This window comes from Neptuniibacter sp. QD37_11 (genome assembly GCF_047778105.1).
Taxonomy (GTDB): domain Bacteria; phylum Pseudomonadota; class Gammaproteobacteria; order Pseudomonadales; family Balneatricaceae; genus Neptuniibacter.
In genome coordinates this window covers 592,072-613,226 of the sequence record NZ_CP180552.1, presented here as the reverse complement: position 1 = coordinate 613,226, position 21,155 = coordinate 592,072, and the positions used below count along the sequence as shown (strand labels likewise).

At 45.6% G+C, this 21,155-nt stretch carries 22 protein-coding genes; 2 read left to right on the top strand and 20 right to left on the bottom strand.

Going from position 1 to position 21,155, the window contains the following annotated elements:
- Positions 1-18 precede the first annotated feature (18 nt).
- Together ACMXYT_RS02615 and ACMXYT_RS02610 are read left to right on the top strand one after the other, a co-directional pair.
- Positions 19-1,971 carry a flagellar hook-length control protein FliK gene (locus ACMXYT_RS02615; RefSeq protein ID WP_415911824.1) on the top strand — a complete coding sequence of 651 codons (1,953 nt, stop codon included), beginning with the start codon at positions 19-21 and terminating at the stop codon, positions 1,969-1,971.
- Positions 1,968-2,285: an EscU/YscU/HrcU family type III secretion system export apparatus switch protein gene (locus tag ACMXYT_RS02610; protein WP_415893386.1), complete on the top strand. Its 318-nt coding sequence runs from the start codon at positions 1,968-1,970 to the stop codon at positions 2,283-2,285. The genes ACMXYT_RS02615 and ACMXYT_RS02610 overlap by 4 nt, the downstream gene beginning before the upstream one ends.
- On the opposite strand, the gene ACMXYT_RS02605 is transcribed toward ACMXYT_RS02610, so the two are convergent.
- The 20 genes from ACMXYT_RS02605 to fliM form a co-directional block, all read right to left on the bottom strand.
- A complete protein-coding gene (locus ACMXYT_RS02605; protein WP_415890245.1) occupies positions 2,282-2,686 on the bottom strand; it encodes a DUF2802 domain-containing protein in 405 nt (134 codons plus the stop codon). The genes ACMXYT_RS02610 and ACMXYT_RS02605 overlap by 4 nt on opposite strands.
- A gap of 23 nt (positions 2,687-2,709) precedes the next feature.
- Positions 2,710-3,849: a chemotaxis protein CheW gene (locus ACMXYT_RS02600; protein ID WP_415911823.1), complete on the bottom strand. Its 1,140-nt coding sequence runs from the start codon at positions 3,847-3,849 to the stop codon at positions 2,710-2,712.
- On the bottom strand, positions 3,846-4,631 hold the full coding sequence (locus tag ACMXYT_RS02595) for a ParA family protein (protein WP_415900086.1): 786 nt from the start codon (positions 4,629-4,631) through the stop codon (positions 3,846-3,848). The genes ACMXYT_RS02600 and ACMXYT_RS02595 overlap by 4 nt, the downstream gene beginning before the upstream one ends.
- Positions 4,632-5,567, bottom strand: coding sequence for a flagellar motor protein MotD (motD, locus tag ACMXYT_RS02590; protein WP_415900085.1), 936 nt, complete (start codon positions 5,565-5,567; stop codon positions 4,632-4,634).
- Positions 5,568-5,569: 2 nt separating this feature from the next.
- Positions 5,570-6,310 (bottom strand): flagellar motor protein, encoded by a 741-nt coding sequence (locus ACMXYT_RS02585; RefSeq protein ID WP_415911822.1) that lies wholly within the window; start codon positions 6,308-6,310, stop codon positions 5,570-5,572.
- Between the two features lie 5 nt (positions 6,311-6,315).
- Positions 6,316-7,569 (bottom strand): protein-glutamate methylesterase/protein-glutamine glutaminase, encoded by a 1,254-nt coding sequence (locus tag ACMXYT_RS02580; protein WP_415900083.1) that lies wholly within the window; start codon positions 7,567-7,569, stop codon positions 6,316-6,318.
- Positions 7,570-7,594: 25 nt separating this feature from the next.
- Positions 7,595-9,697 (bottom strand): chemotaxis protein CheA, encoded by a 2,103-nt coding sequence (locus ACMXYT_RS02575; RefSeq protein ID WP_415900082.1) that lies wholly within the window; start codon positions 9,695-9,697, stop codon positions 7,595-7,597.
- A gap of 12 nt (positions 9,698-9,709) precedes the next feature.
- The gene (locus ACMXYT_RS02570) at positions 9,710-10,507 is read right to left on the bottom strand and encodes a protein phosphatase CheZ (protein WP_415900081.1); all 798 of its coding nucleotides are present in this window, start codon (positions 10,505-10,507) and stop codon (positions 9,710-9,712) included.
- Positions 10,508-10,525: 18 nt separating this feature from the next.
- On the bottom strand, positions 10,526-10,909 hold the full coding sequence (cheY, locus tag ACMXYT_RS02565; RefSeq protein WP_040661672.1) for a chemotaxis response regulator CheY: 384 nt from the start codon (positions 10,907-10,909) through the stop codon (positions 10,526-10,528).
- Between the two features lie 80 nt (positions 10,910-10,989).
- A complete protein-coding gene (locus ACMXYT_RS02560; protein WP_415900080.1) occupies positions 10,990-11,700 on the bottom strand; it encodes an RNA polymerase sigma factor FliA in 711 nt (236 codons plus the stop codon).
- 12 nt (positions 11,701-11,712) lie between these two features.
- Entirely contained in the window at positions 11,713-12,540 is an 828-nt protein-coding gene (locus tag ACMXYT_RS02555) for a MinD/ParA family protein (RefSeq protein WP_415900079.1), read from the bottom strand.
- A 15-nt stretch (positions 12,541-12,555) separates the two neighbouring features.
- Positions 12,556-13,992 (bottom strand): flagellar biosynthesis protein FlhF, encoded by a 1,437-nt coding sequence (gene flhF, locus ACMXYT_RS02550; protein ID WP_415900078.1) that lies wholly within the window; start codon positions 13,990-13,992, stop codon positions 12,556-12,558.
- A 42-nt stretch (positions 13,993-14,034) separates the two neighbouring features.
- Positions 14,035-16,143 carry a flagellar biosynthesis protein FlhA gene (gene flhA / locus ACMXYT_RS02545; protein ID WP_415900077.1) on the bottom strand — a complete coding sequence of 703 codons (2,109 nt, stop codon included), beginning with the start codon at positions 16,141-16,143 and terminating at the stop codon, positions 14,035-14,037.
- Positions 16,144-16,286: 143 nt separating this feature from the next.
- Positions 16,287-17,426: a flagellar biosynthesis protein FlhB gene (flhB, locus tag ACMXYT_RS02540; protein ID WP_415900075.1), complete on the bottom strand. Its 1,140-nt coding sequence runs from the start codon at positions 17,424-17,426 to the stop codon at positions 16,287-16,289.
- Positions 17,427-17,435: 9 nt separating this feature from the next.
- The gene (gene fliR, locus ACMXYT_RS02535; protein WP_415883428.1) at positions 17,436-18,209 is read right to left on the bottom strand and encodes a flagellar biosynthetic protein FliR; all 774 of its coding nucleotides are present in this window, start codon (positions 18,207-18,209) and stop codon (positions 17,436-17,438) included.
- A gap of 4 nt (positions 18,210-18,213) precedes the next feature.
- Positions 18,214-18,483 carry a flagellar biosynthesis protein FliQ gene (gene fliQ / locus ACMXYT_RS02530; protein WP_415890231.1) on the bottom strand — a complete coding sequence of 90 codons (270 nt, stop codon included), beginning with the start codon at positions 18,481-18,483 and terminating at the stop codon, positions 18,214-18,216.
- A 13-nt stretch (positions 18,484-18,496) separates the two neighbouring features.
- Positions 18,497-19,246, bottom strand: a complete 750-nt coding sequence (gene fliP, locus ACMXYT_RS02525; RefSeq protein ID WP_415900074.1) for a flagellar type III secretion system pore protein FliP — start codon at positions 19,244-19,246, stop codon at positions 18,497-18,499.
- On the bottom strand, positions 19,233-19,685 hold the full coding sequence (gene fliO / locus ACMXYT_RS02520; RefSeq protein ID WP_415900073.1) for a flagellar biosynthetic protein FliO: 453 nt from the start codon (positions 19,683-19,685) through the stop codon (positions 19,233-19,235). The genes fliP and fliO overlap by 14 nt, the downstream gene beginning before the upstream one ends.
- 3 nt (positions 19,686-19,688) lie before the next feature.
- Positions 19,689-20,129, bottom strand: a complete 441-nt coding sequence (fliN, locus tag ACMXYT_RS02515; RefSeq protein ID WP_415900072.1) for a flagellar motor switch protein FliN — start codon at positions 20,127-20,129, stop codon at positions 19,689-19,691.
- Between the two features lie 35 nt (positions 20,130-20,164).
- Entirely contained in the window at positions 20,165-21,142 is a 978-nt protein-coding gene (gene fliM / locus ACMXYT_RS02510; RefSeq protein ID WP_415900071.1) for a flagellar motor switch protein FliM, read from the bottom strand.
- Positions 21,143-21,155 lie beyond the last annotated feature (13 nt).

Genomic DNA, 21,155 nt, shown 5'->3' with positions numbered 1-21,155 from the left:
GACTAGAGGTTACTAAACTTGCTACCACAACTACCTGCTATTCCACTGCAAACGACCAGCAGTAGTAGCGATTCTGCTCAAAATATAAATCGACTGTTCCCAGTCGGGCAGAACGTCAGTGCAACCGTTGTAGCGGTAAGTAGGGATCAGATCCAGCCAGAAGTTTTTAAACTCAAACTGGAAGTTAACAATCGTTTGATCCAGATGGGGGTCTTTCAAGCCCTGCCTGTAGGGCAGAAGATTAATGTAAATCGTCAAAGTGATGGCCAAATTCAGATCACGCCGCAGCCTGCTCAGACGGCCAACACAGCGAATACCCAGGCAAGCAATACACAAAACCAACCGCAACAAGCCCAACAAAGCGCTAACAATACGGCCGCCAGACCTGATCCTGGCATACAGTTAAAACTTGCCCAATCAGGCGATATTCTAAAACTTCCTGCCGATACGCGCATTACAGCTGCAGTCATCAGCAGTCGCCCTGTCTATCCACCTTCAACATCGAGTACTCAGCCAGTACAAACTAATGTAGCGAGCACCACGACAACGCCGCAACAAATATCAGTAACATCCCAACAAACAACAGCTACTTCGCAACAAGCCATAACGACTTCTGGTCAGCCAAATAATACGAGCCCGGCAGCCCAACAAGCACCCGCGCCAACCGCTCAGACAAGTACCTCTGCAGCAGGCGGATCAACCCTAGTACAACCGGCAATTACATCTACAAGTGTTCAGAGTAATACTGCCCAAGCAACAAATACTGCGGGGGCTCAGCCGAACATTACAACGCCAATCAACAACAGCGCGCCGCAAAACCAACCCGCTCCCACAACTCAAGGGGCAACTACAGTAACTACCTCACAAACCACGAGTCCTTCGATACAACAGCAACAGCAACAGCAACAGCAACAGCAACAGCAACAGCAAAACATTGCAGATAAAACTAACCCAGCTACACAACAGGTCCAGCAAAACCCTACACCTGTTAGGACAGGCCCACCAATACATCACCTTGTAAGCTTAGCGCTACCAGACGGTTCAAAAGTAGAGGTTCAATCGCCTCGACCTATTCCGCAGGGTGCGCAACTGCAATTGGTCTCGAACGGTAATCAAAACGTTCAGGTTCTGCGTATTCAGGAACCACCTCTGACGTTAAATTCTGCGTTAGACAAACCAGCTATACAGGAAATACTGCGAAATACTTTGCCAGTACAGCAACCTACAGCTACGGCTTTCAATCAGTTGGCACAAGCTACTGCAACCGAGGCAAGCCAAACCTCTCAGATAGGCAGTGTAGTTCGTAGCATGCTGAACCTGTTCGGCGTCCGCCCGGGGAGTAGCGAAGCGCCCTCTCAGATACGTCAAAACGTTGAATTAGGTGGGCTAAGTACTGAGCGCCAATTAAGCCAAGGACGAAGTGCAAGCCCTTTAGACATGAAAGCCCAGTTGCAACAATTGAAACAACTCAGCGACAAACTTCCTGCTGAACAGCGAGAACGTTTTGATCAGATTATTAAAGGTTTACAATCTAGGGTAACCAGCCAACAGATTAACTCTCTTCATCAGTGGCGCGAGCTGCCAGATGGCGGATTTGAGCGCGTATTACAACTAGATCTACCGATTAAACAAGGTGAAAGCTGGGAGAATTTAGAACTTAGACTTAGCCGAGAAGGCGGGACTAACGCTGCAGGCGAAATGATTTCAGTTTGGCGGGTTCGACTGCACTTTGATCTTGAGGAGCAAGGCGGCGTCGATGCTGAAATCAGGTTAACAGATGGACATGAAATCAGTACGCTATTTTGGTGTGAACAAAAAGTTACCGCAGAAAAATTGAGAGAGCGCTCCGAAGAGTTTGCTGAAAAATTAAGAATGTGTGGTTTTAATAATTCAGAAATCACTTGGCATGAGGGTCAAGCCCCTCGTCAGGATCAGGTGGTTCATAAACAGCTAGTCGATCTGCATACATGAAATTTTCCAAACCTGATTTAGATGCTCCGCGACAAAAAGCGATCGCCCTGAAATACGATCAAGAGATGGGCAAGGCCCCGCTCATCGTTGCTAAAGGTATGGGGGAAATTGCTGAACAGATCATTGCGCTCGCAGAAGAAAATAATATCCACATCCACGAAAGCCCTGAACTTGTGGAAGTGTTAATCAGACTTGAACTGGGTGACGAGATTCCTGAATCACTCTACAGAGCGATTGCGGAAGTAATTGCCTTTGCTTACAGCCTAAAACATGATCCGGCTGAGATCATTAAGGCAGCAGAGCAGAAGAACTAACGATCTGAACCTAATGCCTCATGAGGCGCCTGCAACTCTTTATGCAACAGCGCCATCAATTCCGCTTCAGGTCGCCCTAATCCGCAATTTTTAACCAGATCATCAACATCCGCTCCCATCTCCATCAAACGGGTCGCTTGATTGTAGGCCAAAGCAGATGGGTCTCGGTTTTCTAATTCCAGTTGTTTATCAGCGGTTAGATTCAGCTTCTGTTCCACCTCAATAAGACGACGTCCCATACCGATAGATCCATTCGTCATTGCTTGAATTTCATTACGCAGAACATTGATAAGCGCCTGATGCTGACGCTCATTTTTTTGTAAGCGCTTGAACAGCACGTAGCTTGTACAAGCGGTACCCAACGCTATGATAAGTAGAACGATTTCAAACAATGACGGCATTATCTCTCCAAAGCCTCTATCCTTTAGAAGGCCTTATCAAACTGATTCATCAATTCAGGAATATCTAGAATGGCACAACGCTCTTCCATGTAAGTACCCCATAGCCACTTACGCGGATTATCATTGCCAGCCCAAGATACTTTATCCGCTGGAATCCGAACCGATTTTACCAATTCATCACAAGCTAGCGCCCAATGGCGACCACGAAGAATAATTAACTCATCGTATTTAGCCATCTCAGGCTGATAACGCTCAGGAATCAACCATAAAGCCGTATCAATAACATTGGTATCTGCGCTGGTTCCACCAAAGCGACCTAGACACCAATCATGTGCGGCATCCAACGTTAGAGAAACAGAACTTAAATGCACTGCTCCTTCAATATAATCGAACGGAATCGCTAAATTTAAGCCATGCATCTTGATCAACACACAATTGATCTCTCGGCTTGTTGCCCCCGAACCTGCAGCTAATTGCGCCTGATCTGGAGTTGTCTCCGGTGCTGGTGCTGGCTCTGGCTCTGGCTCTGGCTCTGGCTCTGGCTCTGGCTCTGGCTCTGGCTCTGGCTCTGGCTCTGGCTCTGGCTCTGGCTCTGGCTCTGGCTCTGGCTCTGGCTCTGGCTCTGGCTCTGGCTCTGGCTCTGGCTCTGGCTCTGGCTCTGGCTCTGGCTCTGGCTCTGGCTCTGGCTCTGGCTCTGGCTCTGGCTCTGGCTCTGGCTCTGGCTCTGGCTCTGGCTCTGGCTCTGGCTCTGGCTCTGGCTCTGGCTCTGGCTCTGGCTCTGGCTCTGGCTCTGGCTCTGGCTCTGGCTCTGGCTCTGGCTCTGGCTCTGGCTCTGGCTCTGGCTCTGGCTCTGGCTCTGGCTCTGGCTCTGGCTCTGGCTCTGGCTCTGGCTCTGGCTCTGGCTCTGGCTCTGGCTCTTCAGTATTTTGATCTACGGAATCAGCAAGCAAAGCATTTTCTTCACTTTCCGCTTCTAAACCTTGATGCTCTAAACTTTCTTCTGCTGCGATCTGCTCTTCAATGGCCGCAATTTCAGCTTCAGTATCAATTGCACCCGCATCAGGATCTGATAGCAGCGATTCTAGATAATCAAAAACAAGCTTTTGAACGCCATGAACTTCTACTTCATCCTGTTCAAGAGGCTTTTTATCCGACTGACTCATAGGGCCTCCTGCTTTTGACGTTCTAATAAAGTACGCAATAAACGCGCATAAGAATGAACCCCTCGACTACTGGAGTCCATAACCGAAGGTACAAGCCCTTGAATACTCGCATTCCTAAACTTGGTATCTACCGGAATAACCGCGTTAGAGATCTCATTTGGATAATTATGGTGGAGTTCTCTTAAGCTACTTACAGAAGCTTGAGTTCTGCGATCGTAGAACGTCGGAATAATCGTAAAGCTCAATTTTTTACTACGAGCACGGTTAATCATGTTGATCGTTCTAACCATGCGTTCTAGACCTTTCAAGGCCAAGAACTCGGTTTGAACAGGAACTAGCAAGTGCTCACATGCAGCAAGAGCATTAACCATTAACACCCCTAAAACAGGCGGACTATCAATCAACACATAATCATACTGATCACGAACGTGTGCTAAGGCTTTGGCAACCTGCAGACCCATACCTTCTGCACCTACTGCTTTACGTTCTAATGTCGCCATGGCTGTAGAAGCAGGTATCAGCTCTATACGCTCATGACTGCTTTTTAAAAGCAGGCGCGTTACGTCATCTTTCTTAACTTGGCTACTGCCAGTGAATAGATCATAGACACTGTCTTCCAATTCATCGGGGTCATAACCAAAATAACTGGTCAAAGATCCATGCGGATCCAAATCAATCAACAAGACACGATAGCCAACCTCCGCCAATAACCCAGCGATTGTCACTACTGTTGTTGTTTTGCCGACACCACCCTTCTGGTTGGCAACTGACCATACATGCATTTAATTTTCTTCCTGTTCCGGTGGCTTAGGTTCAGCTCTTCTGAACAAAACATCACCATCTCCGGTTTCTACCTGTTCAATTACGGGTACCGTTTCTTCTTCCGGCGTTGATAACACCGTTGATACAGCATCAGCACTGACCTGCTGACTACCAAATGAAGATACGGTTCTACGGACCTTTTCATCTCGAGAAACGACAATCAACACTCGGCGATTTAATTTCTGGCCTTCAGCGGTGCGGTTGCTGTAAGCAGGTTGAAACTCACCATAGCCCACAGCAGCCATTCGCTCTGGCTCTACTCCAAATTGAGCTAACAATCTTACTACTGCTGCAGCCCTAGCAGCTGATAGTTCCCAATTTGACGGATAAGCATCGGTCGATATTCTTTGGTTATCGGTAAACCCTTCCACATGAATGGGGTTAGGCCGCCCCTTAAGCATAATTGCTATCTGCTCTAGCAATTGATCCGCAAGAATATTCGGTAATGCACCACCTGAATCAAACAGATAATTTGATCTCAACTCGATAGAAAGCCAAAGATCATTACCTGTAATTCGAAGTTGTCCGTCATCAATCAGCTTAGCAAAAGCTACCGCCATCTCCTGTTGCAGCGCTTTTAAAGCGTCTGTTTCTTCCTGATCTGGCGGTGAAATTGTAACTTCCGGCACATCTACATCGGTTTTACCACCTATAAAGATAGCAAATCCACTTTCACTCTTTCCTTCGCCTGGAGCCGGATTACTATCAATCGCTTGGTCTACACCGACAAAAACACCCGCAAGCGCTTCGGTTAAATGCTTATATTTTTCTTCGTTAACCGACGAAATCGCATACATCACTACAAAGAACGCAAACAGCAAAGTAATAAAATCCGCATAAGAGATAACCCAACGGTCATTGCGAACACTATCATCTACTATCTGTCGACGGGGCATAATTATCTCAAATAACCTTGGAGGCGTTGTTGAATCGCTTTAGGGTTTTGCCCCTCTGCAATAAACATCAACCCCTCTAACACCATCTCTTGAGCCTGGTATCTCATAGAAATCAGACTCTTAATTTTGTTTGCCACAGGAATCAAGAATAAGTTCGCGATACCAATACCATAGATCGTCGCGACAAATGCAGTAGCGATACCACTCCCTAAGCTTTCTGGATCAGAAAGATTACTCATGACATGAATCAAACCTAAGACCGCACCAATAATCCCCAAGGTTGGTGCATATCCGCCCATGCTCTCTATTACTTTAGTACCTTGGAGGTCCCGTTGTTCCATCGTAATAAGATCAACTTCTAGGGTACTTCTAATAACATCAGGCCCCTTGCCATCAGCTAATAAAAGCAGACCGGTCTTAACAAAATCATCTTTATGCTTATCAGCTTCAGCCTCTAGAGACAAAAGGCCTTTACGACGTGCAATAACACACCATTGCACAATCTCATCAATCTTGCCTTTCAGATCTTGCTGATTATTGCCAAAAGCCCAACCAATTAATTTGATTGCACGAGCAAAGTCCTGTTTTGGCGACTGAATAATCGCGGCAGCTAGAGTGCCGCAAATAACGATTGCAGCAGCAGGTAAGTTTAGAAGCTCTTGTGCATGTCCGCCTTCGAGATAGTTACCACCCAGTAGGGCTGCAAAAGCTAGTAATACACCGATTACAGCAGTGAAATCCATCTAAACTACCTTCTATTACTCAAAATGGGCCCAAACTCGGTTAAGTCTAAGATCTCATTGGCCAATCCAGCATTAACTACTGCCTGGGGCATACCATAAATGGTACAACTTGCTTCATTCTGCGCCCAAATTGTCGCCCCTTGTTGGCGTAACATTTTGGCGCCGTCCCGACCGTCAGCCCCCATACCAGTCAGAATAATCCCGAGCACTTTGTTGCCATAACTTTTAGCTGCAGATGCATAGGTAACATCGACACTTGGCTTATAAGTTAATCGCTCATCTCCCGGCATAATTCGGATTTTGTCCAAACTACGCGGATCAATAATCATTTGATGCCCACCGGGTGCTAATAGCGCTCGACCAGGTATCAAACGGTCGCCATCTTCTGCTTCTTTAACCGAAATTTTACATTGTTGATCCAGACGCGTAGCGAATACCGACGTAAACGTCTTAGGCATATGTTGAACTAACAAAATCGGATGGGGAAAATTAGCAGGTAACTGAGTCAATATCTGCTGCAGCGCAGCCGGTCCACCAGTTGAAGAACCAATAACTACAATCTTACAGCCAGAAGGGACAGAAATTTTTGATGCAGGCTTATGCCCTGTAGGTTTCTGGGTTTCTGGTTGAGCCGATTTTGATTTTAACTGTGAAACGGCTGGTCGCTCCCGTAGGGGCAAACTAGAAGAGGTACGCGATCTGTCTGTTGGTCTAGCAGGCCTAGGGGTAGAAGATGCAGTCCTCTTAGAAGGCACAGGTCGAGACGGTTTACTTTCCGCCTCGGGCCTAAACACCATCGACTTACTTTTACTATCGCCCGATCCAAATGGGGATATAAAGCTACTACGTAGCTTTGAATGACGTGAACGACCTAATTCAACAACCTTATCTCGAAGTTGTTTTTCCAAAGATGCAGAATGCTCCATCCAAGCACGCATATCTTTGGATAAATAATCCAGCGCACCTGCTTCAAGCGCTTGCAATGTGACCTGAGCTCCCTCATGAGTTAGTGAAGAGAGCATCAGTATATTGGTCGGGCATTCCCGCATGATCACTCTGACTGCTTCGATACCATTCATTTGCGGCATCTCCACATCCATCGTGATCAAGTCAGGTTTCAGTTTCTTGGCCTGCTCAACGCCTTCCTTACCGTTTTGAGCAGAGCCAACCACTTCTATTCGACTATCTCCTGAGAGCAAGTCAGTGATACGGTGTCTAAAGAAACCAGAATCATCTACCACCAGTACCTTAACAGACATCTTTATTTGCTCTCATTCAGGTACATCAAGAAGCGTGATATTTAAGCAAGTTAGGGATATCAATAATCAATGCGATACGACCATCACCTGTAATTGTTGCACCAGACAAACCTGGCGTGCCATGTAGGATCGTACCTAGAGGTTTAATTACAACCTCTTCTTGACCTACAAGCTGATCAACTACAAATCCTACTCGCTGAGTACCGACAGTAACAATAACCACATGGCCTTGCTCCGGCAGATCAGCACCTTGTTGGCCATCGATCAACCAACGTTTAAGGTGGAATAGCGGTAATGCTTGGTCTCGAACAATGATCACTTGCTGACCATCAACGATATTGGTCTTAGTCAAATCAAGGTTGAAGATTTCGTTAACATTTACCAATGGCAATGCAAACGCTTGATCTTCCAAAATAACCATCAGCGTTGGCATGATTGCCAATGTTAGAGGTACCTGAATCGCAATACGCGAACCTTGACCGATTACAGAATCAATATTCAACGTACCGTTTAGCTGGGTAATTTTTGTCTTAACAACATCCATACCCACGCCACGACCAGAAACATCAGAAATTTCTTTCTTAGTTGAGAAGCCCGCAGCAAAGATCAAGTTGAAACATTCTTGTTCAGTAAGACGACGAGCCGCTTCAGCATCCATCATGCCTCGCTCAATAGCCAGATTACGCAGTTTTTCTGCGTCCATACCAGCACCGTCATCTTGAATAACCAATAGGATGTGGTCACCTTCCTGCTCAGCAGAAAGTAATACATGACCTTCTCTTGGCTTACCCGCAGCTTCACGCACATCAGGTGATTCAATACCGTGGTCCACGGCATTACGAACCAAGTGAATCAAAGGATCAGCAAGTGCTTCGACCAAGTTTTTATCTAAATCAGTATCTTCACCACGAAGCTCTAGGCGAATCTCTTTTTTCAAGTTACGTGATAGGTCACGAATCAAACGCGGGAAGCGACCAAAAACCTTCTTAACAGGCTGCATTCGCGTTTTCATAACTGACATTTGTAAGTCAGCCGTAACCATATCTAGCGTACCTAACGCCTTCGCCATCTCTTCGTCTTCACGGGTTACACCAAGACGAACCAAACGGTTTCGAACCAATACCAGCTCACCCACCATGTTCATGATTTTGTCTAGCAAACGTGTATCTACACGAACATTGCTTTCAGGCTGAGGCTTAGCTTGCTGATGCGCAGCTTTAACCGCGGCAGCTGCAGCACTTTCACGTTTTTCAGGCTCAGGAGCAGTTGGCGCAGGAGCAGGTGTAGCAACAGGAGCTGGCACAGCTGGTGCGGGAGCAGGTTCTGGCGCACTAACGGACGCAGCCGCTGGTGCCGATGCCGGTGCCGGTTTTTCTGCAAACGCACCTTTGCCTTGAGATTGCAGCTCATCCAGCAATGCTTCAAATTCATCTTCTGTGATCAGATCACCACCAGCAGGTTCTGGTTCTACAGCAGGCGCTTTTGAACCACCCTCTGAACCAGGCCCCTTACCTTGGCCATGAAGTTCATCGAGCAATGATTCGAATTCATCTTCAGTGATAAGGCCGTCATCCGCCGCATTCTCTTCGGTAGGAGCCGGACCTCCTAGATCATCTAACAGCATATCGAATTCATCTGAACTCTGATCTGCATTACTTGCTACAGGCTCAGGAACTGGCGCAGCTGGAGCGGGCTCTGGCGCCACCGGAGCAGGTGCAGCTTCAGCGGGTACTGGAGCACCGCCACTTGCAAAAGCAATTAGAGCCTTAATAAGTTGTGGATCCGCATTTTCTGGCTCTTGACCGCCCCTTACGGCATCAAACATCACGTTTACAGTATCAAGTGCCTGCAGTACTACATCCATCAGTTCTGGCGAAACTTTGATTTCGCCATTTCTCAACATATCAAAGAGATTTTCTGCGTTATGGCAACAATCAACCATAGGTTCAAGTTGCAAGAAACCTGCACCACCTTTTACGGTATGAAAGCCACGAAATATTGCGTTGAGCAGATCACTGTCATCTGGACGCTGCTCCAGATCAACTAACTGTTCAGATAATTGCTCAAGGATTTCACCTGCTTCGACAAGAAAATCCTCAAGAATCTCCTGATCCACATCCAAACTCATACGGCGCTCCTCTTAAAAACCCAGACTGGAAAGCAGGTCATCAACTTCATCTTGGTTACTGACTACATCAGCACTATCTTTGTTGACCTGCGGCCCCTCAGCCTGAATAGGATTCTTTTTATTATCCTGCTTGTCATCTTCTGGTGCGGTTTGCACCTCGATGCCCGACAATTTTTCAACCTGAGCAGCCATTTCCATCAAACCAACAAGGTGTGTTTCTACATTTGTCACCAAGTTAATAACACGACGGATTAGCTGCCCTGTAATGTCCTGATAGCTCTGAGACACCACAATATCAGTCAACTCTGACCGCAAAGTTTCAATTGTCTTTTCAGATTCTTCTTTTACTGCACATGTACGGTCATAGACGCCGTTCAAATTGTCGTGTTCTTTTTCTAACTGACCAACTAGCGACAATAGGTCTTTAAACCGTTCACTCTGTGAATCTAAACGATCAACCAAACCCAGCGCCTTATCGACACGGTCCATGGTTTCATGTGCATTTTTTTCGGTAACTTCAATTACATAATTGAGACGATCAGCTGCATCCGCATCTTTAGGAGCTGCTTCATCATCCAATTCCAAGCTAGTACCTAGCTCTGAAGAAAAGGCTTTAATCGCTTCATGCAGGCCACGTGTCAGATGACCCACTTCACTAAAGAAGGTCTTATGTCTGAATTCATGGAGTTCTTGGATCAGATCCATGGCTTCAGAGAGATTCCCTTCATTCAGGACGGAAACCAATTCCTGAGCCTTCAACTGCAATTCCATTTCGAAGCGCCCTACACCTTTATCTGTTCCTGCAATCATTACAACGGACCCTATTTCTTATCCTAGGCGTTCAAAGATCTTATCAATCTTTTCTTTCAGCACTGCTGCAGTAAATGGCTTAACTACATAACCGTTTACCCCTGCTTGCGCCGCCGCAATAATCTGCTCTTTCTTAGCTTCTGCTGTAACCATAAGCACTGGCATGTGAGCTAAGTTAGGATCAGAACGAACCTCTTTTAAAAGATCGATACCGGTCATTCCTGGCATATTCCAATCTGTGACCAGAAAATCAATTCCCCCTTGCTTAAGGATCGGCAGTGCAGTCTGACCATCATCCGCTTCCTGAACATTTGTCATGCCCAGATCGCGCAATAGGTTTTTAATAATTCGTCTCATTGTGGAGAAATCATCCACTACAAGAATTTTCATGTCTTTATTCAAGACGGCCTCCTGTTAGAACTACGCAACTTGTTGAGTCTACACTTAATTACCGCAATTACGTTGAGTCTGGTCAACCCTTTTTATTGCCAATCACTTAGTCGCGAACGCAACCTTAACGCTGCTTGACTGTGGATCTGACTAACTCGAGACTCACTTACACCTAAAACTTGACCAATTTCTTTTAAATTGAGCTCTTCATCATAATAGAGCGCTAACACCAACTTTTCCCGTTCTGGTAAGTTATTTATAGCTGCACTTAGCGCTTTTAAAAATGCTTCTCGCTCAAAATTTTGATTTGGACCGGGATCATCGTTAGCAAAAGACTCCCCTGGACCTTCATGTTGAGGATTGATCATCTCCTCGAAACTAAAGAGTCTGCTATCCAAACTATCCTTAAGCAAATTATGGTAATCAGCAACACTAATCCCCATCTCTTTAGCCACTTCTGAATCTGTTGCATCGCGTCCTGTTCGAGCTTCTATCTGCTGAATAGCTTCTGTTACGCGACGACTATTTCGATGTACCGAACGCGGCGTCCAATCACCACGGCGTACTTCATCAATGATGGAGCCACGAATGCGGATCCCTGCATAAGTTTCAAAGCTCGCTCCTTTTGAAGCATCGTATTTACTTGCGGCTTCAAGTAAACCGATCATGCCTGCTTGTATAAGATCATCCAGCATTACAGTCGCAGGCAAGCGAGCAAGCAAGTGATGTGCAATACGTTTAACTAGCGGCGCATACTGCTCAATTAGCTCTTCACTCGTTTGTAATTGCAGCTGGTTGTACATACCGCCTCTTTGCTAGTCCGAAGGGCGAACTCCTTGAACGAGCCGCTCAACAAAAAACTCTAAATGACCTCGGGGCACAGTTTGAACCGGCCACCCATTTACTTTATTCGCTAATTGACGATATGCCAAGGAGACTTTGCTCTTTGGAAACGCTTTTAAAACAGCCACTTGACGTTGAACCGCCTTACGAACATTTTCATCATAAGGTATTGATCCTACATATTGAAGGGTCACGTCAAGAAACCTATCAGTAACTGTTAATAACTTCCCAAACATATTACGTCCTTCCTGCTCACTTCGAACCATATTGGCCAGAACGCGGAAGCGGGTCATCCTATAATCCCGATTTAACAGTTTAATTAAAGCATAAGCATCGGTAATTGAGGTGGGTTCATCACAAACAACTACTAAAACTTCTTGTGCGGCTTTAACAAAGCTCACGACCGAATCAGAAATACCTGCTGCCGTATCAATGATCAGAACATCGGTATCATCAGCCACTTCATTAAAAGCATGTATTAATTCTGCATGCTCATGCGGTGACAATGCTGTCATCTCTTGTGTACCAGATGAAGCCGGTACAATTTTTAGATGCTCGCCTACGTCCAGCATAATATCCTTTAGGCCACATTCACCATTCAGAACATCAGCAATATTCTTTTTCGGACGCAAACCTAACATCACATCGACGTTTGCTAAACCTAAATCAGCATCCATCAAGATAGATTTATGACCTAGATCACCTAAAGCTAACGCCAAATTCACCGAGACGTTAGTTTTCCCAACGCCGCCTTTACCACCGGTTACCGCAATTACTTTAACGGGTTTATGTTGATTCATTATTAATTCCCACCATTAACCCGTTTTATAGATTGAATCGAGCGCAGACATTTTCTTTTCTGCTTCTATAGCTCGTTGAGCCGTTATGACAGCTCGACTAACCAACTCATGTTTTTTGGCAATATCAATATCATCAGGGATACGCTGTCCATCGGTAACGTAGGAAACAGGCAAACGCTTTTCGACGATCAAAGAAATAGCTTCACCTAAGCTACCCGATTCATCCATCTTACTCAGCACACAACCATTCAAGCCTAACCCCTGATAAGCATTGAATGCCTGTTCAACAACCCTGCGTTGACTGCTGCAAGAAACGACCAATAGCTTCTTAAGACGCAAACTTACACCCTCCAGCATGGCCAATTGAGCCTCACTATGCGGCTCATTTGCATTCAATCCGGCAGTATCTATCAGCACTAATCTCTTGTTTCGCAGAGAGTGCAAAACGTCATCCAAACTATTATTTTCATCAACAACTCGAACCGGAACGTCAAGAATTCGCCCAAAGGTTCTTAACTGTTCATGTGCCGCAATTCGATAGGTATCAGTCGTTACCAACGCCATACTTGAGCTACCGTATTTCAGTACATGACGCGCTGCAAGCTTACCAATGGTTGTAGTTTTTCCGACACCTGTTGGTCCGACAAAAGCGATCATTCCACCGCGTTCGATAAAATCTTCACCCATCACAGGGATCGCATCCGACAAGCGCGTCAGCGCATTTTTCCATGCTTTATCCGGCGCCAAACCTGATTCAACATGAGAAAGTAGATGCGTAGATAATTTCTCACTCACACCTAACAATTCAAATTTTTTCTGCAATGGAGATTTTGTAGGAGCAGACGCTTGCACATTACCTTGGGCTAAAACTTGCTGACTTAGTAGGTTTTTAAGCTGCGCAATTTCGTCCTGCATTGACTGAATAAGATGTTCGGCCCCTTCATTTGAAGGCGCAGCTGACATAGACAATTCACTTTGCAGATCTAAACCGAGCCCAGGATCATCAACAGCGGGCTGTTGCATAAAGTTCTGATGAGCCGTATTAGCTTTCTGTTTTTGCCTTTGTTTCAACGAAGCCAAAATTGTTCGCAGATCATCGTCTTGTTCTATCTGCTTATTAACCTGACCTGGAACGTCATAATTTTGACTTTCCTGCTTACCCTGAGCTTCCGCTATTTGCATTCGCGCCTTTTGTAGCTCGCCCTCTAAGTCTCGATTAGAAGCACCGCCACCTGTTAGCACGTCAATTTGGGACTGCCGTTTTTGCGTTTTCTTTTGTTTGCGAGAAAACTCTTGTTGAGCCGCCTCATAATCATTTTCATGAGCAGCCACAACTTCAACACCACCAGCGACACGATGATTAGACACAATAACTGCGTCCGGACCAATCTCATCCCTGACCCGCTGCATAGCCTGTCGCATATCTGGCGCAAAAAAGCGTTTTACTTTCATATCAATTCCTTATCGGCCACAACAAGCTGGGCTGAAGTACGTTTATGCCGCATTTTCACCTCCCACTGTCGAGACAATTGTGACCTTTTTATTTTCAGGAATTTCCTGATAGGAGAGCACATTAATTTGATGCTCGCCATACCTAACAAATTTAGCCATAAGCGGCCGCACTGGCGCCGCGACCAAAAGAACCGACGGTCTCCCCATCATTTCTTGCTGCGTTGCAGCCTCTGACAAAGAAGATTGCAACCTCTCAGCCATACCCGGCTCCAACACCAATCCATTATCCTGCCCCTGCTGAACAGAGTTCAATAAGAGCTGCTCCAATTGCGGAGCCAAAGTAATCACCGGAAGTTCCGACTCAGAACCATTAATGTTCTGAACTATCAATCGAGCCAAAGAGACCCTTACAGCAGCCGTTAAAGCCAATGGATCTTGTGTCCTATTAACCGCATCCGCCAACGACTCAGCAATCGTGCGAAAATCTTTTAACGGCACCTGCTCCATCAACAAATTCTGCAGCACCTTGAGAAGAATACTGAACGACAATTTAGCCGGAACCAATTCATCCACCAGCTTTGGAGAGCTCTTCGTAAGCATATCCAATAGCTGCTGAACCTCTTCATGCCCGAGTAATTCATGAGCATGGGACTGAAGCAACTGATTCATATGCGTCGCTACTACTGTGGAGGCATCGACCACCGTATAGCCCAGTGATTGCGCATGTTCTTTTTGTGATTGCTCAATCCAAATCGCATCCAAACCAAACGCTGGATCTTTTACTTCTACACCTTGCAACTTACCAAATACTTGACCTGGGTTAATAGCCAGTTCACGGTCTGGGTATACTTCTGACTCACCTACAACCACGCCCATTAAAGTAATGCGATAAGCGCCGGGCAAGAGATCCAAATTGTCTCGAATATGCACCGACGGCACCAGAAAACCTAAGTCCTGCGACAGTTTTTTCCTCACACCTTTGATGCGGCTCAACAACTGCCCACCCTGCATTTTGTCAACCATTGGGATCAAGCGGTAACCCACCTCAAGGCCAACCATATCGACCGGCATCACATCATCCCAATCAAGCTCTCGCTTCTCTGACTCGTCCTCTTCAGACATTTCAGCTTCTTGCTGCGCCTGCTCCTCTTGTACAGCCTCTTTCTCAACTTGTTTTTTGTGAATCCACCAAGCACCACCACCTGCCAGAATAGCCAACGACAAGAAAGCAAAATGCGGCATTCCCGGGATAATACCCATAATTGTCAGAATACCTGCAGCAACCGCCAAAGCCTTTGGCGATGCAAACATCTGCGATACAACCTGACCACCCATATCATGAGAAACATTCTGACGGGTTACCATAATCGCCGCAGCAGTTGAAAGTAGTAATGACGGCACTTGCGCTACCAAACCATCACCAATGGTTAGTAGCGAATAGAAACGCATGGCAGTCTCAAAATCGAGATCATGCTGCAACATGCCAATACCTAGGCCACCCAAAAGATTGATTACAAGAATCAAAATACCCGCAACCGCATCACCACGAACAAACTTAGAAGCACCATCCATAGAACCATAAAAGTCGGCTTCTTGCGTTACATCCTCTCGCCTTGCTTTTGCTTCCTCTTGCCCAATTAGACCCGCATTCAAATCAGCATCGATCGCCATCTGCTTACCTGGCATAGCGTCCAAGGTAAAGCGAGCACTTACTTCCGAAATACGACCCGCACCTTTGGTCACAACAACAAAGTTGATAATAATTAGAATAAGGAAGACGACAAAACCAACAACGTAATTACCGCCGATAACGACCTCACCAAAAGCCTCGATCACTTTACCGGCAGCATCGCCCCCCTCATGACCATAAAGCAAAACCACACGAGTCGATGCCACATTCAGAGCAAGACGCATCAGTGTCGCAACAAGGATAATGGTTGGGAAAATTGCAAAATCTAGCGGGCGATTTGAGTAGACACAAACCAATAGAACAACAATCGAAAGGGCAATATTAAAGGTAAATAGCACATCCAATAGAAAAGGAGGTACCGGCAACGTCACCATTGCCAAAATAACAAGCAGCAGCAAAGGCACACCGATATTACCGCGCCCTAAACTTTTAACATTTTCTAAAACAACTGCTTTATCCACTCAAACCCCAAACGTCAAAAAAACATCACAAAAACAATAAGCACTCAATTCACCTTACAAACAGATATAGGTAAAGCAATAAAATCTGATGTTTTTTTGACGAATAGTTATGCCGATCCTAAATTCTGCAATTTTTACGCCAATTAAAGGTCATCTTTGAATTCATCAGGGATAGGTAACTTATCAACTTGTAAGTTACTTGGACGCTCAGCTTCACGCTCTTTATATCGTTTCAACTGGAAGACATAGGCAAGCACTTGAGCCACAGCCATATACAAGCCAGATGGAATCTCGTCATCTATTTCAGTGGAATTATAGATTGCACGCGCCAAAGGGGGCGCAGAAAGGATAGGAATATCATGCTCATCGGCTATTTCTCGGATCTTTAATGCCACAAAGTCCGCCCCCTTAGCCACTAAAATCGGCGCACCACGCCCTTCACTCTCATATTTTAAAGCGACAGAGTAGTGAGTCGGGTTGGTAATAACTACATCAGCCTCAGGCACTGATTGCATCATTTGCCTTTGAGCAATTTCACGCTGCAACTGCCTGATACGCCCTTTGACCTCAGGTTTACCTTCGGTATTTTTTAACTCATCCTTAACCTCTTGCAAGGTCATTTTCATTTTTTCGGTATAGTCATACAACTGATAAGGCACGTCTACCACAGCCACGAGAATCAAGACTGCACTAAGCGCCATAAATACCCAGATTATGGTCTCTAATGCCGCATCTATTGCTGGTCGCGCCTCAAAGGTACCCAGCGCCAACAGATCCCCCCTGATAGTCCATAAAATCAATATAGCAAATCCACCGACAAGCGAGAACTTTGCAATCGCCTTAAAAAGCTCGATCAATGACTTGAGGGAAAACATCCGTTTAAGGCCTGCTAAAGGGTCTATTCGACTACCTTTAGGTGCAATTGACTGCGCACTAAAATTCCAGCCCCCTAAAGCAATAGGCCCAACCAAAGCAGCAATCAAAAGAACTCCAAATATTCCCGCTAAGCCCATGAGCGACTCTTTAGCAGAAGCTCCAAAATGCGCCAACATTTTATTAGTATCAAATACATCAGCGCGGCCGAGAATGAAATTACTCTCCATGATACCCAACATGCTATTTGCTAACTGAGCACCAAAGATAATCACAGAAAAAACAGCAGCCATTAGCACAAGCGTTGTAGCCAGCTCTTTCGACCGCGGAACGTCCCCCTTCTCCCGAGCTTCTTTTATTCGCTTGGGTGTGGGGTCTTCTGTTTTTTCCTGACCAGAATCTTCAGCCATAATCGCGCATCACAGAAAAAGGTTCTCGATATAATCCAAAACAAAGGCAGAGATCCGCATATACTGATCCAAGAAACCACCCAAGTTTACCCAGTTAATAAATAAGCCAAGCACCATGGTAAATGGAAAGCCTACCGCAAGAATATTTAACTGCGGAGCAGCTCGAGACATAATACCAAAAGCCATGTTTACCACTAAAAGAGCCGTCACCGCTGGTAACGCCATCAGCATAGCAGCTGAAAACATCCAACTACCCGCCATCAAAATTCGCCAGTAGCTTCTTCGGTCTATTGCTTCCAAGCTTATAGGAACAACATCAAAGCTCCTCACAACTATTTCAATCATAACCAAGTGACCATTAAGAGCCACAAAGATCATCATAATCAATGTCAGATAAAACTGACCCAACATAACAACCGAGATACCATTAGCAGGGTCCGTCATTGACGCAAAACCAAGACCCATCTGAAGCGCGATCATCTGACCACCTAAGACAAATACTTGGTAAAAAACCTGAAACAGGAAACCCAGCATTGCCCCAACCAGAATCTGCTGAGCAATAATTAGATAGGTATTAAAATGCAGTCCATCGAACTCAGGCATCGCCGGTAATAATGGCGCGACCACCACGGTTACAGCAAGAGCCAAAAACAAACGCACACGAGCATTAACAAGCTGACTACCTAGTAAAGGCACAGCCATAAAGAATGAAGCAATTCTAAAAAAAGGCCATAGAAATGCAGCTACCCACTGTTCGATCTGCAGAACACTCAGCTCAAACAAGGGATTAACCTATAAGGTAAGGGATGTTTTTCACTAGAGTAGTGAAATGCTCAGTCAACTTGGTTAAAAGCCAAGGGCCTGTCCACATAATTACAAGAATCGTAATGATAAGTCGAGGCAAAAAGCTCAATGTCTGTTCGTTAATCTGTGTAGCCGCTTGAAAGGTTGATACCGCCAAACCCACTATCAAGCTTGGTACAATCAAGACACTAACAATCAAGACTATTAACCAAAACGCCTCGCCAAAGAGACTAAGTACGACTTCGGGTGTCATATTTCCTCCTTAGCTATATACCAAAACTGGCGGCCAATGTACCTATCACCAACGCCCAACCATCCACTAATACAAATAGCATAATTTTGAATGGCAAAGAAATAATTACTGGCGATAACATCATCATACCCATAGCCATCAAGACACTGGCAACCACCAAGTCGATAACCAAGAATGGGATAAACAACATAAAGCCGATCTGGAAGGCAGTTTTTAATTCACTAGTTACGAATGCAGGCACAAGCACGGTAAAAGGGATCTGCTCAGCCGCTTCTACGGCTGGTGTACCTGAAATTCTCATAAAAAGATCCAGATCACTTTCACGGGTTTGCAGCATCATAAAATCACGAAACGGGCTGCTTGCCGCCTGAAAAGCCTCAAACACCCCCATCTCTTCGTTAACATAAGGCGTTACAGCCTGTACGTAAACTTTATCCAGCACTGGCGTCATAATAAACAACGTCAAAAACATCGCCATACCAACCATGATCTGGTTAGATGGCGTTTGCTGAAGACCTAAAGCCTGCCGGAGAATCGCAAAGACAATAATAATACGGGCAAACGAGGTCATCATCATGAGCATTGCTGGCAAGAATGTCAGCATGGTCATGAGCGCGAGCACTTGAAGTGTCACACTGTAATTACTTTCACCATTTTCTCCGGTTGTAAGCGTTACAGCCGGAATCCCCACATCCGCAGCGTAAGCTAGATGTGGAAAAAGAAAGGACACAAGAAGAATTGAAACTAACTTAATCAGCCTCATCAACGCTCCGTCGCTTTGAAATAGCCTCTCCTAGGCGCGCAGCAAAGCTCTCACTCGACTGGTCATCAACAATAGGCTTATCAAAAGCGTGCAGATGAGAAACGCGTCCTGGCGCCACACCCAGTAATAACTGCTTATCACCAACCTGGACTAATACTGCTTTTTCGCGTGTACTCAAAGGCAATACACTTAAAACCTTCATATGGCGAGCCATTGGCGTAACGCCGCTAAAACGCCTAAAGCACCAAGAAAGGATAAAAATCATACCAATGACAAACAGCAAGCCTAATAGTAATTGCGTGAGAGCAGCAGCAGAGAATGGCTCTTGATAGGATGTAACAGGCACGACTGAAGGCTTAGCACCCGAAGCAGTTTCAACACCCAACGCAAAAGCACTGGGTGAGATAGTTACAAGCAGACATAACAACCAAGACCGCATAGGTTATTTAAGACGCTTGATTCGTTCTTGAGGGCTGATCACATCGGTCAGACGAATGCCGTATCGATCATTTACAACAACCACTTCACCATGCGCGATGAGTGTTCCATTCACCATTACATCCAAAGGCTCACCTGCAACACGATCTAACTCAATAACAGATCCCTGATTAAGTTGTAACAGGTTACTAATTGGAATATCCGTTTGACCTACTTCCATAGAGAGCGTTACAGGAATATCCAAAATTACATCAAGCTTAGGATCTGTGACTGGCGCGCCTTCATCAGTTAATTCATCCAACTCAACTGAATCACCCGTCACACCTGTTTCAGCAAGCAAAGCATCAGGGTCGACTGTTTCGCCCCCCTCTTCAGTGACCTGCTCTTCCATGGCCGCAGCCCATTCGTCAGCTAACGCTTGCTGGTCTTCAGTTTCATCACTCATCGCTTTTGCTCTCTATAATACAATCGCTTGCACACTTATTTAGGGCGTTGAATTTGATCAACAATTTTAACGGCCAAATTGCCTCGAGAAACACCCATAGTGCAATTATAAACAGGTACTTTGTTAGCTTTTAACTCAAATTTTTCCGGTAGCTCTATTGGAATAACATCACCAACCTCCAACTCAACAACATCCCTTAGCGTCATTTCTTGTTTCGCTAAGGTCATCTCCAATGGCAAACCAGCCATTAAAATATCCCGCTGCAGAGCTATCTGCCAACGCTCATCCTTTTCATCTTCGCTATTTTGGAAACCAGAGACGAGAAGATCACGAATCGGCTCCAACATTGAATACGGCATCGCCACGTGGAACTCACCAGAACCACCTTCCAGGTCTACTTGAAAAGTGCTTACAACTACAACTTCAGTTGGATTGATAACGTTAGCCATCGCCGGATTCATTTCATGACCGAGATGCTCAAAGGTAAGCTCTTTTACCGGAGCCCACGCCTCTTCCAGATCAATAAAGAACTGCTCTAAAGCTTTATGGATAAGACGCGTCTCTGTTGGCGTAAACTCTCGTCCTTCGATCTTGGCATGACGCCCATCACCACCGAAGAAGTTATCCACCAGTTTAAATACCAGCTTAGCATCCATGATAAACAGAGCGGTACCACGTAGAGGGTTGACTCTGATGAGGTTCATACTGGTAGGAACGTACAAGGTATGAATATAGTCGCCGTATTTCATCACCTGAACACCACCTACGGTCACATCTGCCGCGCGACGTAACAGGTTAAAAAGACTAATACGGGTATAACGTGCAAAACGCTCATTGACCATTTCGAGCGTAGGCATTCGGCCACGAACGATTCGTTCATGGCTGGCAAGGTCGTAGCCTCGGACATCGCCTTCTTCTACTTCCGCATCGTCAGATGTTTCAACATCCCCATCATCGACACCATGCAACAGTGCATCGATTTCATCCTGCGAAAGTAAGTCTTTGACCGACATTTAGGAATAATCT